The sequence below is a fragment of the Achromobacter sp. MYb9 genome (assembly GCF_002975275.1).
GTDB lineage: Bacteria > Pseudomonadota > Gammaproteobacteria > Burkholderiales > Burkholderiaceae_B > Achromobacter.
The window spans coordinates 139,652-156,062 of the sequence record NZ_PCOQ01000011.1; the positions used below are offsets into that span (position 1 = coordinate 139,652).

Genomic DNA, 16,411 nt, shown 5'->3' on the forward strand with positions numbered 1-16,411 from the left:
ATCTATGATATTGCAGTCTTCAGGACCGAATGGATGACGAACCGGTCCATCTCGCCTTCAGGCAGGTAGGGCTCGGCCCGCAAGGTCATGGTGCGCCCCGCGAAACGCTCATCGGCCTCGTCCAGCATGCGCACGCCGGTAATCGGATCGGCGATGCAGAAGCCCTCCACCGACATGGCAAGTTTGTCGAAGGCCGCCTCTGTGGCGGCGTAGCGCCCGGGGCCACCGTTCAAGCGCTCAAGCAACGCTAACGCCTCCCGCGCGCCGAGCGACAGTACGTCCTTGCCATCAAGAAATAGCGGACGCTGATTCTGGGCCGGCATGATTTCGGCCAGACGCTCAGCCTGGTATCCCAGTATGAGGCCCGGATTGCCGCGCGTTTCGGTCACGCTGTCAGCGGAAGGGCCGCTTTGCGTATAGACGCTGATGAACGCCTGCTTTTCCTCGTCGCTCATCGCGTCGCCGAACTTCTCCAGCGTGTCGCGCAGGAGATCATCCGAAACTCTATTGTTGCCACGCACGGTAACGGCGCCGTACGTGCCGGACAGCGCATTCACCTGCGCCGCGGACATGCCGAATTTGAGTTTCCCCAGCCCCTTGCCGGGAAAAACAGTCCAGTCGCTTTCTGCGGCCATCTCAATCCCTACGTAGTCATTAACCGGCATGGCACGGCCCGAGGCTGCTGCCCCCTCCGCGCTCGGGCCCATGCGAACCGGCGAACATCCGGCGCCTATTGTGTGCACGGATAAGCCGTTCCCAAGGCTTGCGCCACCACCTTTGCAGCGGTTTCGGCCAGAAGCCGCCGTTCGGCGCAGATGAGAGAGCGTCAGCGCGCCGGGCGCGTGCCCATGGCCGTGAGCACGCCCAAACCGATAAATGATGTTCCCGCGAGCCGGTTACCCCAGCGACCGCTCCATGCAGCCCGTCTTAGGCGCGGAGCGACGAGACTTGCCATTAGCACGTAAAGGACGTCGGTGCAGCACGCGATCCCCACGAAAACACCCCCGAGCGCAACGGTCTGCATCAGTGGGTTGCCGTGAGCGTCCATGAACTGCGGCAGGAAGGCGGCGAAGAACAAGGTGGTTTTCGGGTTCAGCAGCGCGACCATGAAGCCATCTCGAAAGACGCGCCGCAACGGCTGCGCCAGCACCTGTGGCGTTGCGTCGGTGACTGGCAACGCCGTCCTCCACATCCGGATCCCCAGATACACGAGGTAGGCGGCGCCGGCCCATTTCACGGTGGTAAAAGCGGCTGATGACACGGCAAATACGGCGGCCAGCCCGAGCGCGGCTCCCAATGCATTGGAGAGATTGCCAAGCGCGACGCCCAGTACAGATGCAAGACCGCATGCGCGACCCTGCGCCAAAGTACGGGCCACGATGTAGACGACCGCGGGTCCGGGGGTGATAGCCAACATCAGGCTAGCGCCCACAAAAGCCAGGAGCAAAGGCATGTCGGGAAGCATACGAACTCCAAATGTGAGGTGACAATTATCGTTACACCACTTCAATTTACAAGGAATCATCCTGCAGGGTACTTGCATATAGGATGCCTTGCACCTGTCTTGCAGGCGCAAGTTGCAAGGTCAGCTTCGGGTCGACAACGGTCATTCCTAACGGGTGGCCGAGCCCGCTAAGTGCAACCTGGCACGGGATACACGATGAACGCGACCACCTCTCTCGCCGAACTCGATGCTTGCCGGGCCATGATAGTTGGCGGGCGCCGCTGCGCCGCCCATTACCACCATGGCATATTCCGGCCAATCATCTATGCTGAATGACCATCCAGAAACCGCTCGGCATCCAACGCCGCCATCGACCCGAAGCCGGCGGAGGTAATCGCCTGACGGTAGTGCTGGTCGGCCACGTCCCCAGCGGCGAAGACGCCCTCAATGGATGTCTGAGTCGCATTGCCGCGCAGGCCAGAGCTGATTTCCAAGTATCCGTTGTTCATCGCCAATTGGCCGTCGAACAAGCTGGTATTAGGACTGTGGCCAACCGCCACAAAGAACCCATGGGCGTCGATATCGCGGGTACTGCCATCCTGGACGGATTTGACGCGAACTCCCGTCACGCCCGCATCGTTGCCCAGCACTTCGCAAACCTCATGGTTCCACACCATCTCGATCGTGCCTTCCGCCACCTTCGTGAGTAGTTTGTCCTGCGTGATCTTCTCCGCCTTGAGCCTATCGCGGCGGTGTACCAAATAGACCTTGCGGGCGATGTTTGACAGGTACAGCGCCTCCTCGACGGCGGTGTTGCCACCACCCACCACGACTACGTCTTCGCCGCGATAGAAGAAGCCATCGCACGTTGCGCAGGCTGAAACGCCGCGCCCCATGAATGCCTCCTCCGACGGAATGCCCAGATACTTGGCGGTCGCGCCGGTAGATATGATCAGCGCATCAGCGGTGTACTCGCCGCTGTCGCCTGTAAGCGTGAACGGGCGCTGTGCCAAATCCGCGGTATGGATGTGGTCAAAGACCACCTCGGTCTCAAAGCGCTCAGCATGGCTTTGCATACGGGCCATCAGATCCGGCCCCGTCAGGCCATGCATATCGCCAGGCCAATTGTCGACCTCGGTGGTGGTCGTCAGCTGCCCGCCCGGCTGCAAGCCCGTAATCAGCAGCGGCTTCAGGTTGGCACGGGCCGCGTAGACCGCAGCAGTCCAGCCTGCGGGACCCGAGCCCAAAATAATCAGCTTCCGATGGTTCTTCATACCGTCATTCATGATGAGTCCTTTTGCCTGAGTTCGTATTTGCGCAAGGGGCCAGTCCGTTTCCAATCGGCGTTTCTGACGGATCAGCCCCGCAACCCATGAACCGCCCAGGCAATCAGCCGGGACGGCCGCTTCCCCCCCTATCAGTCCTCGCACCACCGGTATAGGTCAACGCGCCCAGCACGATCGCAACTAGCAACAGCGCGGGCACGTCACCCAACATATGCCCCATGTGCGAACCAGGGCTGTAGGACTGAACCGCCATGATCAAGCCGTGCACGACACTCGACCATATCGCGAAGTCGATCAGCGACCGATTCGCCATCGGATCGCGTGAAGCGCGGATCAGCAACACCCCGAGCGTTGCGTACATGCCCACAATCATCATGAAGTAGTGAGAAGAGGCAGGCGGCCCTTCATGCCACATCCATCCCGACGGCCATACGACCGCCAGCGGATAAATCAAGCAAAATATGACCCCGATAACAAGAAGGGCGATCTTCAGAAGTTTCAAACGGGACGTCGACATTTTTTTCTCCGGTAGCCGAGCGTATTAACTCACTCGGGTTTTAAGATCCATTCACGCGGCAGGGCATACGCCCGATTACGCCTACGACACCAAGGCGTAAGCCTCTTGCTGCTCCTGACTGAACTTTGTCCGCACCCAGCGTGAGATCTCACGTGCGGACAAATTTCCCAGGTACCGGCCAAGCTCCCGGCCGTACTCGCCATACAACACGATCATTGGCACAGCTGCGACCTTCAACGAGTTCAGCAGTTGGGAATCCGTGGCAGCATTGACTTTCACAACTCGAACGTGCCCGCCAAAATCTTCAGCAGCCTTTTCAACTGCGGGCCCCATCGTCGTGCACGGGGGGCACCACGGCGCTCCGATGTAAAGCAGAATCGGAACGTTGCTCGAGCGTGCCAAACGGTTAAATGCCGTGGCATCCAGCTCCTCTACTTTCCCGACCCAAGATGGCACGGTCATGTTCATCGCCTCACCTTTTCAACTGGCAGCTGGCCTCGCTGAGGCCGGCCGCTTGGCTATGTGACTAACGCGTCTTATACGAATGCAGCCAGTTCCGCACGCAACGCCTGCTTCGGCATCGCTCCGAGGAGCTCCTTGGCGACATTCCCGTCCACGAAAACCTTTAATGCCGGGATGGACCGTACGCCATATCGCCGCGCCAGTTCGGGATGCTCGTCGATGTCAACCTTGACCACCTGCAGCTTGCCAGCGAGTTCGTCGGAAAGCTCCTCCAATGAAGGGGCGATGGCTCGGCAAGGCGGACACCAAGGCGCCCAGAAATCGACCAAGACCGGCGTCTTGCTCTGAATGACATCAACTTCGAAATCACTAGTGGTGGTGTTACGGGTAGCCATTTGGAACCTCCATAAAACGCGATTGCTTAATGCACTGATTAGTTGATTGCAGCGAGACTTCCGCTGGACTCGAAAGTCGGGTAATCGGTGTAGCCCTTGGCTCCAATCACCCCGTAGAACGTGGACCGGTCAGCCTCTGCGAGTGGCCACCCGTTCTTCATGCGCTCCACCAGATCGGGGTTAGCGATGTATGCCGTGCCGAACGCGATCAAATCAAGCTCTCCTTTTGCAAGCTCAGCGTCGGCCAGATCCTTGGTAAAACCACCAGCGCCGATCAGAGTGCCCTGGTACGCCTTACGGAAGGCGGCACCAAAGCCAGCGGGCGTGCCCGCGGCCGAAATAGTCGTCTGATAGTTCAGGTGGACAAATGCCAAAGTTCTATCGTTCAAAGCTGCAGCCATGCTGGCCCACGCTTCTTCCTCGCCTTCAAAGGCCTCCATGTCATAGATACGGCCGAACGGTGAGACACGCACACCCACCTTTTCACCGCCGATCTCGTCCGCCAGCGCATCAAGCGTCTCCAGCAAGAAGCGTTGGCGATTGGCGATGGAGCCTCCGTATTTATCGGTGCGGGTGTTCATTGCACTACTCAGGAACTGATCAAACAAGAACGCGTTGGCCGCCATCACTTCGACCCCATCAAAGCCAGCATCCATGGCGCATCGAGCAGAGGCAACAAAGTCCTGGATGACGCGACCCACTTCGTCTGTGGAAAGCGCGCGCGGCTTGCTAGGCAAAACCGGACCTTCTTTGCCCGGCTCTACCCATGCATAAACCATGGTCGACGTCGCCGGCACCTCGCCTGAAGACACCGGCGCGCCATTTCCCGGCTGAGTGGAATAGTGAGACAGACGGCCTACGTGCCAAAGCTGAGCGAAGATCTTGCCGCCCTTCTCATGCACAGCGTCAGTCACCTTCCGCCATCCTTGGACCTGCTCGTCGGTGTACAAGCCGGGCGTATACAAATAGCCGCGGCCTTCCTCGGAAACTGGCAGACCTTCCGTAATAATCAAGCCCGCCGACGCGCGCTGCGCGTAGTAGAGAGCAGTCAGGTCATCAGGGATGTTCTCGGGCGTCCGAGTCCGTGTCATCGGCGCCATGACGACACGGTTGGCCAGTTGCAGACCGGAGAGATCGTAGGGGGTAAAAAGTTTGCTCATGATGCGTTTCTCGATTGGGATGCAACCCCGTTCGGAGCTGCTAGTTGCAATGCGTGTGTGATGCAGTCCGGCCTTAGCCTTCCAAGACTTCCAGCGTGGAGACGACTCGAATGGCCTTGGAGAAGTTGGCGCGGTTTACCGACGTCTTGCTCACCACATCGTGAAGTTCCTCCAGGCGTTCGCGCGGGGCGTCGGCGTGCAGGCGAACGACATAGCTCACTTCGTCGTAGCCGGGGTTCACGGTTTCGTCTAACCCGAGGAACCCGCGCAGATCCAGCTCGCCTTCGGTCTCAATCTCCAGGCTGTGCAGCGTGATTCCCATCGCCGCGGCGTTGACCACGTAGCCGACCGTCAAGCAGGCATTAAGCGCTGCCATCAACAGTTCTTGCGGATTAGGCGCGGAGTTCTGACCGAGCAATTCGTTCGGTTCATCAGCCGCGATTTCGAAGTTGCGTTCGTACTTCACTCCACTGAGCGAATAGTGGCTTACCGTTGCGACCGAGCGGGTCTGGCCGGCCCATTTCGTCTTGACGTTGAAGCGGGCATTCCGCTTGGAAGCGTCCTCGGCTATGCCTTTTGCGAACTGCTGAAGCGCGGCGACATCGATACCATTGGGCATGTTGGTCATTTCAATATTCCTTTCTGATTACGCGTATGTACGCAAGAGGTCGCGCGGTGCCGGATGGCGCCGTTTGATCCAGTTGATTGATGCGATAAGTTCAAGTGGTGAATTAGTAGGAACAGCCATCAATGCCGCAGCTCCCACCTTCTGCAACACCGGTAATTTCTTCGGGCGCCTCGCGCGCGGCATCTAGAATTGCTCGCTCGAAAACACTGACGTCTCGCGCACCGGACACAAAGGCGCTGTCGTTGAATAGAAACAACGGAACACCATTGGCAATGCGGCTCGCCCTACTCTCGTCAAGTTGAATTTCGGCGGCGATACGAGCGGATTCGAGGTCGAATGACGTGTCGGTAACGCCAACTTCTTTGGCCAACGAAATCAGCACATCCCGATCAAAAATATCGAGTCCGTCTGTTGTTCCAGCCTTGTACAGGCGCTCCATCAACCGCTGCGCGAGTAGTGGATCGCCAATGTTCTTGAGCAGTGCATGCGCTTTAGTCGTGTCTCCAAAACGCATGGCGTCGAAGTTGTAGACGAGGCCTTCCATAAGACCATTGGCGCTGACCGCCTCCATCATCCGATGCGCAGCAGCGGCGCCGCCAAGCTTCTGCTGCAGGGCGGTCTTGTAGTCCATCGGAAGCACGTCCTTGGCAAGACGGTAGGCACGGTGGCTCACCACGACCTGGACCTGGCCGGCCAACGACACAACCGCCTTTTCAAAACGCTTTTTTGCAATCCAGCACCACGGACATACAAAGTCAGACCATACTTCCACGTTCACAGCTTTCATTGATATCTCCGTCTTACCAACCGACAACCCTACCATGTAGTAGGTAGGCTTATAGGTTAAAAAAAAGGGCTGCATTTATCCCTCCTGGGGTCGACGCAGCATTCTCAAGCGTGTTGGGCTATCACTTGAATCACACTTATGTTCAGCGGCGCGTCTTCCCTGGTGGCCCAGTTGATGAAGCAGGAACCTTCCAGAAGGCTCAGCAGTAGAAACGCCTTTTCCTTGGCTCCGCTGCCCTGCGGAATTTCTCCAAGATTGATGCCCTCCTTCAGTATCCTGGTCAGCCAAGTCAACTGCATGTCAAAGAACTGATGCGTCAGCCGCTGCAGATTCGGCGGCAATGCAGACACCTCGGCCGCAAGCGCCCCGCAAAGAGGTAGCAGGCCGCCATCGGTACTGGACCTGAAAATTTGAAAAAAGCTCTCCAGACGGCCCATGACGTGGCGATGCTGAGTCTGTATTCGTTCGAGCTCGGTGCTTACGCGGGCAATGTAGGTCTCGACGATCACTTCGCCCAGTTCTTCCTTAGTGGGGAAATGATGGTGGATGCTCGCCTTGCGAATGCCTACCGCGTCAGCAAGATCAGCGTAGCTGAACGCGGTATAGCCTCGGGTACGCATCAGGGTTTCGGCGGTCTGAAGCAAAGCCTCTCGTGTGCCGGTAGCCATATCCTTTCCTTTTCCGGTCTTAGCATTTTTTGAATTCTACCTACCAGTTGGTAGGCTGTCAACACCTAGTGGGTGGAAAACCACGGCTCGTCCCAGCGTCTGATGTGACCCGCAAATAATTCATAGCACACCAGCATTCTTTGAAGAGCTGCGCATTCTGTACATGATCCAATAATTTCATCAGCGCAACAGATGCAGCGCGGTCCTGACGGCCGGCTTATGTCGCAGTTCGACGACCTGCGGCCAAGCGCGCCCACATCGGCGCCCGTACTTGCCAATGAGGCGCCTTTGATATTTGGATTCAGCGTTGGAGCAATCATGAAAGTACAGCCGGACCGCGCACGTCAATTCTGCACAAATGTCCTATTGGCCCTGGACACTCCAGAGTCGACTGCACGCACCATCTCGTCTCACTTGGTGGAGGCGGACATGAAGAATGTGCGATCGCACGGAATGATTCGCCTCGTGCGCTATGCCGAGCAGATTGAAAGTGGCTACATCGACAACAAGGCTCCGATAGATATTCGCCAGGTCGCGCCTGGGATGCTCCATGTCGATGCAAACAGGAACTGGGGGATTGTTGCATTGGACGCCATGGTACCCGAGCTTGAGAAAGTAGCCCGGGAAAATGGAGTCGCCGCTGGAGCGTTGGTCAACTGCGCACATACCGGAAGAATCGGCGCGTTCAGCGAAGCACTGGCGCGCCGGTTCATGTGGGGCATGGTCTTCGGCGGCGGTGCGAATCGGCACTTGCACGAGGTCGCCCCGCATGGCGGCGCCAAAGGGGTGTTCGATACAAACCCGTACGCCTTTAGCTTGCCGATGACGAAAGACAGCATGGCAAGCGCTGACTTCGCCACCGCAGCAACGGCGCAGGGCAAGGTGCTGGTCTATCGCACGAATCAAAAGCCGTTGCCAGCGGGCTGGATTATCGACAAGACCGGCAAGCCGTCCGTGAATCCTGAGGACTTGTATGACGGTGGCGCATTGCTGACGTCAGGAGAGCAGAAGGGATCAGCCATGGCACTTATTGCCGAACTATTCGGAGAGGCCGTCCTAGGCACTCCCCATGAACTTAACTGGTTCGTCATTGCTGTCGACCTGAGCCGCTTCACCGACCAATCGGCATATTTTTCGCAAGCGCTCTCTCTTCAGACCAAGATCGAAGATTGCCCACCTGCCGCAGGCGTCGACAAAGTCCGATGGCCCGGTCAGCCTGAAGTCGAAAGCGAAGCTACCGCTTCGAGCGACGGCATTGAGTACTCATCGTTAGAACTTGATCGGCTGGTAACGCTCGGAAGCCGACTCAACATCGTGTTGTGAGTGTCGTTGTTCCAACCTGGTGCATGCACCAGGACTACCTGCGGTGACGCAGATAAACAGGGGAAAAATATGAAATCCATCAACAAGAAACTCGTTGGCTTCGCCCTCGCGACGCTTATGGTTGGCCCGGTCTCGTACGCGCAGTCTGCCGACACGCTTTCCAAAGCCAAGACGGCTGGTTTCATCGTGCTTGGGGTAAAGGAAAACACAATACCCATGACCTACCGAGTGGGCAGCGGATACACCGGAATGCAAACGGAGCTGTGCGAGAAGTTCGTCGCCAGCGCGCTGCCCGGCGTAAAGGTCCGCTACATGAGTGTTACTGCCCAGAACCGCATCCCACTTCTTCAGAACGGCACCGTCGACATCGTGTGCGATGCGGCCACGAACACCGAAGCGCGAGCGGAACAGGTGGCATTTTCCTACACGGACTACGTATCACTTGTCCGATACGCAGTTAAAAAGGAATCGGGCATCAAGGCCGTCGAAGATCTCAAGGGTAAGACCGTCGCAACGTCGGTTGGCACTACCGTCGTGCAGAACCTTCGAGCGCTTAATAGCAGCAAGAACCTCGACATGAACCTGGTTTTGACCAAAGACCACGCAGAAGGGTTTCTGTTGTTGCAGTCCGGGCGTGCGGACGCGTACGTGATGGACGACAACACCTTGGCCGGCAACATTGCGAACATGGCCAAGCCGGAACTGTACGAAATCGTCGGCAGTCCGCTCAGCACCGAACCCCTAGCCCTGATGGTTCGCAAGGATGACCCCGAAATCAAGAATGCCCTGAACACTTATGTTGCTGCGTCGATGAAGTCCGGCGACATGGAGAAGCTCTACAACCGTTGGTTCATGAGCCCAATTCCGCCGCGCAATACCGCCATCAATCTTCCAATGAGTCCGGCTACGCGAGCGGCTTACGAACAACCCAACGATCGCCCTGCCGAATCTTACGTCGCCAAGTGATTTCAGCAATGAGATCCATGTAAAGGCAAGGTGAATCATGCAAGCGTGGCATTGGGAAGTATTTTTAAAAGACCCCGGCGGCAACTACGGATCGTATCTCCAGTGGTTGCTTTCGGCTTGGGGTTGGACGATTTCCGTGGCGGTATGCGCCATGGGGATCGCGCTGGTGATCGGGACAATTGTGGGCATCTTGCGCAGCGTCCAGAATCGCTTGTGGGCCGGGGTGAGCCAGGCATGGATCGAACTATTCAGGAATATCCCGCTCATTCTCCAGGTTTTCCTGTGGTACCAGGTCATGCCGGTTCTGGTTCCCGAGCTGCGCCGTACTTCCGGCTTTGTTCTCGTCATCGTTGCGCTCGGTCTGTACACATCATCGCGGATCGCGACCCAGGTTTTCTCCGGGATTCGCGCTGTGGCTGTTGGACAGAAGTCAGCGGCTACTGCATTGGGTTTGACGCAGCTCCAAAGCTACCGGTACGTCATCCTGCCGGTTTCATTTCGGGTCATTCTGCCCGTACTGACGACCGAGATGATGAGCGTGGTCAAGAACTCGTCTGTGGCGTTCGCGGTATCCGTTGGGGAACTGACGATGTTCGCGTTGCAGGCGCAAGAAGAAACGGCACGAGGCACTGAAATCTACTTGGCCGTTACCGGGCTCTATGCCCTCAGCGCAATCATCGTCAACCGGCTGATGCTCATGATTCAGGCCAAAGTAGAAGTTCCTGGCGTGGCGTCCGGGTCGCGTCGCATGAAGGAATCGCGATGCTGAACATCGATCTGAGCTTTTTTACCTGGCAGTACTTCAGCGAGTATGTATTACCCGGCATCTATTTCAGCGTGGCGCTCACCGTGGTCGCCGCAATTGGGGGCCTGTTCTTCGGTATCGTGCTGGCGCTGATGCGGTTATCACCCTCAAGGCTTCTGGCTGGCATTGCCGGCACCTATGTCGACACGATGCGCAGCATCCCCCTCGTGATGGTGTTGCTGTGGTTTTTCCTTTTGGTGCCGCCAGCGGCGTTTGATTCGCTGGGCAGTTTCGCCTCTCAGCATCGATCAGAGGGATCGGCGTTCATCACATTCATCGCGTTCGAAGCCGCGTTGTACTGCGAAGTAATACGCGCGGGCATCCTTTCCGTTCCGGCGGGGCAGCGGCAGGCAGGACAAGCGCTGGGTATGTCGTACTTGAGAACGATGCAAGCGATTGTCTTGCCGCAGGCGCTCCGACGCATGTACCCCGTGCTATTGACACAGACGATCATCCTTTTCCAGGACACGTCACTTGTCTACGCGATCGGTGCGTACGACATGCTCAAGGGCTTCGAGACCGCGGGCAGCAACCTTGGGCGTCCTGTGGAAGCTTACATCGCAGCAGCCCTGATGTACTTCGTCATTTGCTTCTCATTTTCGCGCCTGGTGCAAAGACGCTTTTCCGCTGCCGGCGCGCCAGCCCCCGTTCGATCTATTTTTTCTCCGAAGCCGAAAAGCGTATGAATCACCAATATGTTCAAAGCGGGACTGTCGATCGCAAGGAGACGCCGCAAGGCGCCCGAGTCGCGTATAGCCGCAAACTAGAGTCTTGCCTAAGCCTCGATGACTTTGAGCTCGCGGCAAAACGACATCTGCCTACGCCCTTCTACCAGTATGTCTCCGGAGGCACCGAAACGAACCAGTCGCTTCGTTCGAACCGTTCCGTTTTTTCGGACTTCGAACTCGTGCCGCGGTTTATGGTCGGTGTGGACAACGTCGACACCAGCGTAGATCTGCTCGGCCATCGGTATAGCCTTCCTTTTGGCATCGCACCCATGGGAGTGGCTGCACTTTGGGCCTATAGGGGCGACACGGCTCTGGCTTCGGCCGCCGCCGTCGAGAACATCCCGATGATGCTTAGCGGTGCTTCGCTCATACCCTTAGAAGACGTGCGTCAGGCTAACCAGCGCGCATGGTTCCAGATGTTCTTCCCAAGTGAGGATGCGGGGATCGTGGCCCTCACAGAGCGTGTCAGAGCCGCCGGCTACGAAACGCTGGTCATCACCGTGGACTGTCCCGTGAATGGAAACCGCGAAAACAATGCGCGAGCGGGCTTTTCAACGCCTGTACGTCCAAGTCTACGCCTGGCATGGCAAGGAATTACCCACCCGCGTTGGACGGCAGGTACGTTTCTTCGGACGCTTCTCACACACGGAATGCCACATTTCGAGAACAACCACGCTCATCGCGGCGTGCCACTTTTCTCGGCCTCTGCACAACGAGACCTGAGCGCCGCCGCGCACGCCGATTGGAGGCAGATCAAATTGGTACGCGAGCTGTGGAAGGGAAAATTGATCGTCAAGGGACTTTTGGATCCTCGCGATGCGGCGATGGCGGCAGCCTGCGGAGCGGACGGCATCATCGTTTCCAACCACGGTGGCCGTCAATTAGACGGCGCGGCAGCTCCGCTGCGGGTGCTTCCCGGCATCGTCGCAGCTTGTCCCAGTATCCCGGTCATGCTGGATAGCGGAGTGCGCAGAGGCACGGACGTAATCAAAGCGCTCGCGCTTGGCGCAAAGTTTGTATTCGTTGGCCGTCCCTTTGCGTATGCAGCGTCAGTAGGCGGGCGGGAAGGTGTGCTTCGCGCCATCCAACTTCTGAAAGACGAAGTCCAACGTGATATGGCGCTTGCTGGCCGCCGGTCTGTCGGTGACATCGACAAATCGGTACTGTATCCGCTGCGTGCCTACAGCCATCAAGTTTGATCGACATTTGGAATGAGATCTATCCTGCTATGACGACGGTTATCGGCATTGAAAACGTATCGAAGTGGTATGGCACTACGCGTGTGCTAAATGGTTGCTCCACCACTATCGAAAAAGGCGAAGTGGTCGTGGTATGCGGCCCGTCCGGTTCGGGAAAGTCGACGTTGATCAAGACGATCAACGCGCTGGAGCCTATTCAAGAAGGCACGATCACGGTCTGTGGCGTAAGTCTGCAGAACTCGTCAACGGACCTTTCCGCACTACGCTCGAAGGTGGGCATGGTGTTTCAGAACTTTGAACTTTTCCCCCATTTGACGGTAGTGGAGAACCTGACCCTGGCTCAGGAAAAGGTGCTTAAGCGCGATAACGCCACTGCGACCACGCGCGGGCTGAAGATGCTTGATCGCGTCGGACTCATCCAGCACAAGGACAAGTACCCCAGCCAGTTGTCCGGCGGTCAACAACAACGCGTGGCCATAGCTCGTGCACTGAGCATGGACCCCGTGGTGATGCTCTTCGATGAACCCACCTCCGCCCTCGATCCGGAAATGGTCAACGAGGTTCTCGATGTAATGGTCACCCTTGCGCAGGAAGGGATGACAATGGTGGTCGTCACCCACGAAATGGGGTTCGCACGGCGAGTTGCCGATCGGATAATCTTTATGGATGTCGGCGGCATGATCCTGGAAGACTGCAGTAAGGGCGATTTTTTCAGTTCGACAGGAACCCGCAACAAAAGGGTAAGCCTGTTCCTTGAACAAATCTTGCCTCACTAAAGCCGACACGCGAGTGCTCGGTACGGCTATGAAGTTGGCACACCGCCCCGGCCACTGCTGAAAGATAAATATCTTTGGTTTGAGCCGGGGCGCTTCCATGAAGAGCGGCTCGAGCGTAGAGTGGTCCAATGACCACTTTTCCAATTCGTTTTGCAGCTTGGAGTGCAACGAATGATCCAATACCTGCAGACGTTCGTGGCGGTGGCCCGACTCGGAAGTTTTTCAGCAGCAGGCGACCGACTCGGATTGTCACAGTCCGCGGTCAGCACGCAGATGCGCAAGCTCGAAGAGTCAATTGGCAACGAGCTCTTTGACCGGCAACGGCGAGGCACCGTCCTGACTCACGCGGGCCGCCGTGCGCTCACAGTGGCCGAACGCATAGTGGGCCTGTACGACGATATGCGAAATGGTCTTGAAGATGAGTTGCTCAGCGGTACCTTGCGAGCGGGCTCGATCATGACGGGACTGCTAGGAGAGGTCATAGACGCTGTGGTGGAGTTTCGAAAGCGTTATCCCAACACAGACGTCCATCTGACCCCTGGCTCATCGGCGGAGCTTTTGGCAATGGTCGAAAAGCACATTCTTGACTGCGCGCTCATCGTAAAGCCGCCCTTTCCGGTGCACGGCTTACTCTCATGGCGCCCCGTGCGGAATGAACCCTATGTTCTGTGGGTGCCTCAGTGGAGAAAGGACAGTGATGTAGGTGAGCTGTTGGCAACACAGCCGTTCATTCGCTATGACCGCCGATCACATGGCGGCGCGTCAATCGATCATTTTCTTAAACAGCGCAAGCACTCCGTCAAGGAATTCATGGAAGTGGATTCGGTGGAGACCATTGCGATGCTAGTGGCTAGAGGGCTGGGAGTCGCCATTCTTCCGAGCACGCCTTCACTAAAAAAGCTTGGGCTTGAGATCAGGGAAATATCCTTAGGCGAGCATACGTTCTTCCGCCAAATTGGTCTGATCGAACGCCTAGACAACCCACGCGCTCATCTCAATAATGAGTTTTTCGACTCGCTACTGGCCACAAGTCCCGAATAGCGGCGTCCAACGAAGTTCGCCGCATCTCCCGCCTGTGCTTTGCGAAAGGCTCACAGGGTATTCTTGCACCTACGGATGACATGCCTCGACATGAGGTTCTCCCGCCTCGCCTGGCCGTTCGAATTGTGTCCGGCTGCCAATCGCGAACGATAGCTATAAAGAACTAACTTCCGCTTAACAAAATTGATTAAGACGAACCGGCGGCTGCCAAGGGCAGCGTCAGGCGGCACGCCAACCCACCATCGGGTGCGGGCAGCAATTGCAGCAGTCCGCCATGCTGTTTTGCGATCGCAGCCACGATGGAGAGACCCAGGCCGCTGCCTGATGTGTGTCGGACACCACGCCAGAATGGCTCCACGGCTCGCTCGCACTGATCTGCGCTGAGGCCGGGGCCGCGGTCGCGCACAGAAATCTCGAGCGAGGAGGCAGAGGGCGTCAAGGTCACGTCGATCGTCTGGTCGGCCGGCGAGTAGGCCAGCGCATTGTCCAGCAGATTGCGCACGGCGCTGACCAGCAATGTGTCGGAAAGTGCGACGTGGATCGATTCGGACGGTGAGGCTAGCGTGATACGTGCGGTCGGAAGAGCTTTGATCAGCGGCTTCAGGACCACCACCGCATCGCAATGCAGGCCGTCTCCGAATACCTGTTCCGTACTGTTTTCCACTCGGGCGAGCAGGAGCAGTTGTTCCAGCAGGCGTTCCAACCGCGCTGTGCCCAGTAGTGCGTGATCCAGCGACTGGCGCCACAGTGCCGATTCCGTGGGTGCTGGCAGACGGGCCAGCACCTGCAGGTGGGTCTTGACGGCCGTCACCGGCGTGCGCATCTCGTGGGCGGCATTGTCTGAAAAGCGGCGTTCGCGCTCAAGCGCCTGTTCCATGCTTCGCAGCAATTGGGTGATTGTTTGAGCGAACGGCCGCAGTTCCTTGGGAATGCGCCGATAACGCAATTGCAGCTCGGCCAGCGGCTTGCCCTGCGCGAGCGAGCGGCGCAACCGCTCCATCGGAGCCAGCCCGCGACCGATACCTAGCCATAGCAGCAAAAGGCCTGCCAGCAAACCCGCCGCCAACGGCACCAACGCGGTCAATGCGATTTCGGTGCGTAGCGCGGTCCGCATGTCCATCCGGTCTGCGGTGGCAACGCGTAAGTCGCCCTCCTCCATTACATACGTGCGCCAAGCGACACCATGCTGGATAAGCGAACCAAAGCCGGCCGAAGCATCGCGCAACGCCGGCCCGCCATCCACGCGGGCGATCGTTCGCGAAAGGACTTCCCCGCGCCACTGGCTGACTTCGCAAGCCACGCCATCGCGCGCGAGGACGTCCAATGGGCCTTCGGGCATGCCGAAAGGGGCGCCCGCGCCCACAGGTATTTGCGAAATCAGCCGGGCAACCATGGATGCGGAAGATGCCAGTCGTGCATCAAGCGCGTCGTCGACCTTGGTCGTGGCGCGCTCGAACATCCAGAGCGTCATCATGCCGCCCAATAGGATCCAGACGCCTCCCAGGAGCAGCAGCAGTCGAATGCGCAGACTCACGGGAGCTGGCTTCCCAGCCGGTACCCGAGACCGCGCACGGTCTCGATCACGTTCATCCCGAGCTTGCGCCGTAGCTTGTGGATATGGACATTGACGGCGTTGCTTTCCGCACGGTCACCCGATCTATAAAGGTTATCGCGCAGTTGATCTGCGGTCAGAACCCGTCCCGGGTGCTGCAGCAGCACCTTGAGCAACCCAAGCTCGCGCCGCGACAGCGTGACCGGCAGCCCCTCGAGGCGGACTTCGTCGGACGATAAATTGACCGTGAGCGGGCCGTGCTGGATGTGGTCGGCGCTGTAGCCGGCCGCACGCCGCATTATCGCCTGCAGGCGCGCAGCCAACTCGTCTAGATCGAAGGGTTTGAGCTGGTAGTCGTCGGCGCCGTTCCGGAGAGCATCCACACGTTGCGTCACGCTGTCGCGCGCCGTGAGCACGAGGATCGGAAGATGTTCGCGCCGTGCCCGCCATCGCGCAAGTAGCGACATGCCATCTCCGTCCGGCAGGCCCAGATCCAGCACGCAGGCACTCGGGTGGGACGTTCGAAGCGCGAGGTCGGCCTGGCCCAGCGTGCACACGCTATCCACGATGAAGCCGTGCAGGCCGAGCCCAACCTCGATCCCCGCCGCCACGGATGCGTCGTCTTCAACCAACAAGATTCGCACGATTGATCCTTCCAGCCAAAACACGCATAA

General features: G+C 58.1%; 19 protein-coding genes. 7 read left to right on the top strand and 12 right to left on the bottom strand.

What is annotated here, in order from left to right; translation table 11 throughout:
* Positions 1 to 2 precede the first annotated feature (2 nt).
* The 10 genes from CQ050_RS17475 to CQ050_RS17520 all read right to left on the bottom strand — a co-directional run bounded on the left by CQ050_RS17475 (position 3) and on the right by CQ050_RS17520 (position 7,347).
* Positions 3 to 665, bottom strand: coding sequence for a hypothetical protein (locus CQ050_RS17475; protein ID WP_233214132.1), 663 nt, complete (start codon positions 663 to 665; stop codon positions 3 to 5).
* Positions 666 to 826: 161 nt separating this feature from the next.
* On the bottom strand, positions 827 to 1,465 hold the full coding sequence (locus CQ050_RS17480; protein WP_105558093.1) for a LysE family translocator: 639 nt from the start codon (positions 1,463 to 1,465) through the stop codon (positions 827 to 829).
* A 302-nt stretch (positions 1,466 to 1,767) separates the two neighbouring features.
* Positions 1,768 to 2,730 carry a thioredoxin-disulfide reductase gene (gene trxB, locus CQ050_RS17485; RefSeq protein ID WP_105558094.1) on the bottom strand — a complete coding sequence of 321 codons (963 nt, stop codon included), beginning with the start codon at positions 2,728 to 2,730 and terminating at the stop codon, positions 1,768 to 1,770.
* A 103-nt stretch (positions 2,731 to 2,833) separates the two neighbouring features.
* A complete protein-coding gene (locus CQ050_RS17490) occupies positions 2,834 to 3,247 on the bottom strand; it encodes a DUF6632 domain-containing protein (RefSeq protein ID WP_054457923.1) in 414 nt (137 codons plus the stop codon).
* Positions 3,248 to 3,328: 81 nt separating this feature from the next.
* The gene (locus CQ050_RS17495; RefSeq protein ID WP_146121049.1) at positions 3,329 to 3,715 is read right to left on the bottom strand and encodes a co-chaperone YbbN; all 387 of its coding nucleotides are present in this window, start codon (positions 3,713 to 3,715) and stop codon (positions 3,329 to 3,331) included.
* Between the two features lie 68 nt (positions 3,716 to 3,783).
* Entirely contained in the window at positions 3,784 to 4,104 is a 321-nt protein-coding gene (gene trxA, locus CQ050_RS17500) for a thioredoxin (protein WP_054457924.1), read from the bottom strand.
* 38 nt (positions 4,105 to 4,142) lie between these two features.
* On the bottom strand, positions 4,143 to 5,264 hold the full coding sequence (locus tag CQ050_RS17505; protein ID WP_199196851.1) for an alkene reductase: 1,122 nt from the start codon (positions 5,262 to 5,264) through the stop codon (positions 4,143 to 4,145).
* A 73-nt stretch (positions 5,265 to 5,337) separates the two neighbouring features.
* Entirely contained in the window at positions 5,338 to 5,892 is a 555-nt protein-coding gene (locus CQ050_RS17510) for an OsmC family protein (protein WP_105558097.1), read from the bottom strand.
* A gap of 103 nt (positions 5,893 to 5,995) precedes the next feature.
* A complete protein-coding gene (locus CQ050_RS17515; RefSeq protein ID WP_105558153.1) occupies positions 5,996 to 6,679 on the bottom strand; it encodes a DsbA family oxidoreductase in 684 nt (227 codons plus the stop codon).
* Between the two features lie 104 nt (positions 6,680 to 6,783).
* Positions 6,784 to 7,347, bottom strand: coding sequence for a TetR/AcrR family transcriptional regulator (locus CQ050_RS17520; RefSeq protein WP_105558098.1), 564 nt, complete (start codon positions 7,345 to 7,347; stop codon positions 6,784 to 6,786).
* 219 nt (positions 7,348 to 7,566) lie between these two features.
* Between CQ050_RS17520 and CQ050_RS17525 the strand changes: the two genes are divergently transcribed.
* The 7 genes from CQ050_RS17525 (at position 7,567) to CQ050_RS17555 (ending at position 14,185) form a co-directional block, all read left to right on the top strand.
* Positions 7,567 to 8,670 carry an Ldh family oxidoreductase gene (locus CQ050_RS17525; protein WP_158266061.1) on the top strand — a complete coding sequence of 368 codons (1,104 nt, stop codon included), beginning with the start codon at positions 7,567 to 7,569 and terminating at the stop codon, positions 8,668 to 8,670.
* Between the two features lie 69 nt (positions 8,671 to 8,739).
* Positions 8,740 to 9,636 (top strand): amino acid ABC transporter substrate-binding protein, encoded by an 897-nt coding sequence (locus tag CQ050_RS17530; RefSeq protein ID WP_233214133.1) that lies wholly within the window; start codon positions 8,740 to 8,742, stop codon positions 9,634 to 9,636.
* A 37-nt stretch (positions 9,637 to 9,673) separates the two neighbouring features.
* Positions 9,674 to 10,405, top strand: a complete 732-nt coding sequence (locus CQ050_RS17535; protein WP_105558100.1) for an amino acid ABC transporter permease — start codon at positions 9,674 to 9,676, stop codon at positions 10,403 to 10,405.
* Positions 10,399 to 11,127, top strand: coding sequence for an amino acid ABC transporter permease (locus CQ050_RS17540; protein ID WP_105558101.1), 729 nt, complete (start codon positions 10,399 to 10,401; stop codon positions 11,125 to 11,127). The genes CQ050_RS17535 and CQ050_RS17540 overlap by 7 nt, the downstream gene beginning before the upstream one ends.
* Positions 11,124 to 12,368 carry an alpha-hydroxy acid oxidase gene (locus CQ050_RS17545; RefSeq protein ID WP_105558102.1) on the top strand — a complete coding sequence of 415 codons (1,245 nt, stop codon included), beginning with the start codon at positions 11,124 to 11,126 and terminating at the stop codon, positions 12,366 to 12,368. The genes CQ050_RS17540 and CQ050_RS17545 overlap by 4 nt, the downstream gene beginning before the upstream one ends.
* A gap of 29 nt (positions 12,369 to 12,397) precedes the next feature.
* On the top strand, positions 12,398 to 13,144 hold the full coding sequence (locus tag CQ050_RS17550) for an amino acid ABC transporter ATP-binding protein (protein ID WP_105558155.1): 747 nt from the start codon (positions 12,398 to 12,400) through the stop codon (positions 13,142 to 13,144).
* Positions 13,145 to 13,315: 171 nt separating this feature from the next.
* Positions 13,316 to 14,185 (top strand): LysR family transcriptional regulator, encoded by an 870-nt coding sequence (locus tag CQ050_RS17555; protein ID WP_105558103.1) that lies wholly within the window; start codon positions 13,316 to 13,318, stop codon positions 14,183 to 14,185.
* Between the two features lie 187 nt (positions 14,186 to 14,372).
* Here the strand turns inward: CQ050_RS17555 and CQ050_RS17560 are convergent, their stop codons facing one another.
* Together CQ050_RS17560 and CQ050_RS17565 are read right to left on the bottom strand one after the other, a co-directional pair.
* Positions 14,373 to 15,719 carry a sensor histidine kinase KdpD gene (locus tag CQ050_RS17560; RefSeq protein ID WP_105558104.1) on the bottom strand — a complete coding sequence of 449 codons (1,347 nt, stop codon included), beginning with the start codon at positions 15,717 to 15,719 and terminating at the stop codon, positions 14,373 to 14,375.
* Positions 15,716 to 16,381 carry a response regulator transcription factor gene (locus CQ050_RS17565; RefSeq protein WP_105558156.1) on the bottom strand — a complete coding sequence of 222 codons (666 nt, stop codon included), beginning with the start codon at positions 16,379 to 16,381 and terminating at the stop codon, positions 15,716 to 15,718. The genes CQ050_RS17560 and CQ050_RS17565 overlap by 4 nt, the downstream gene beginning before the upstream one ends.
* Positions 16,382 to 16,411 lie beyond the last annotated feature (30 nt).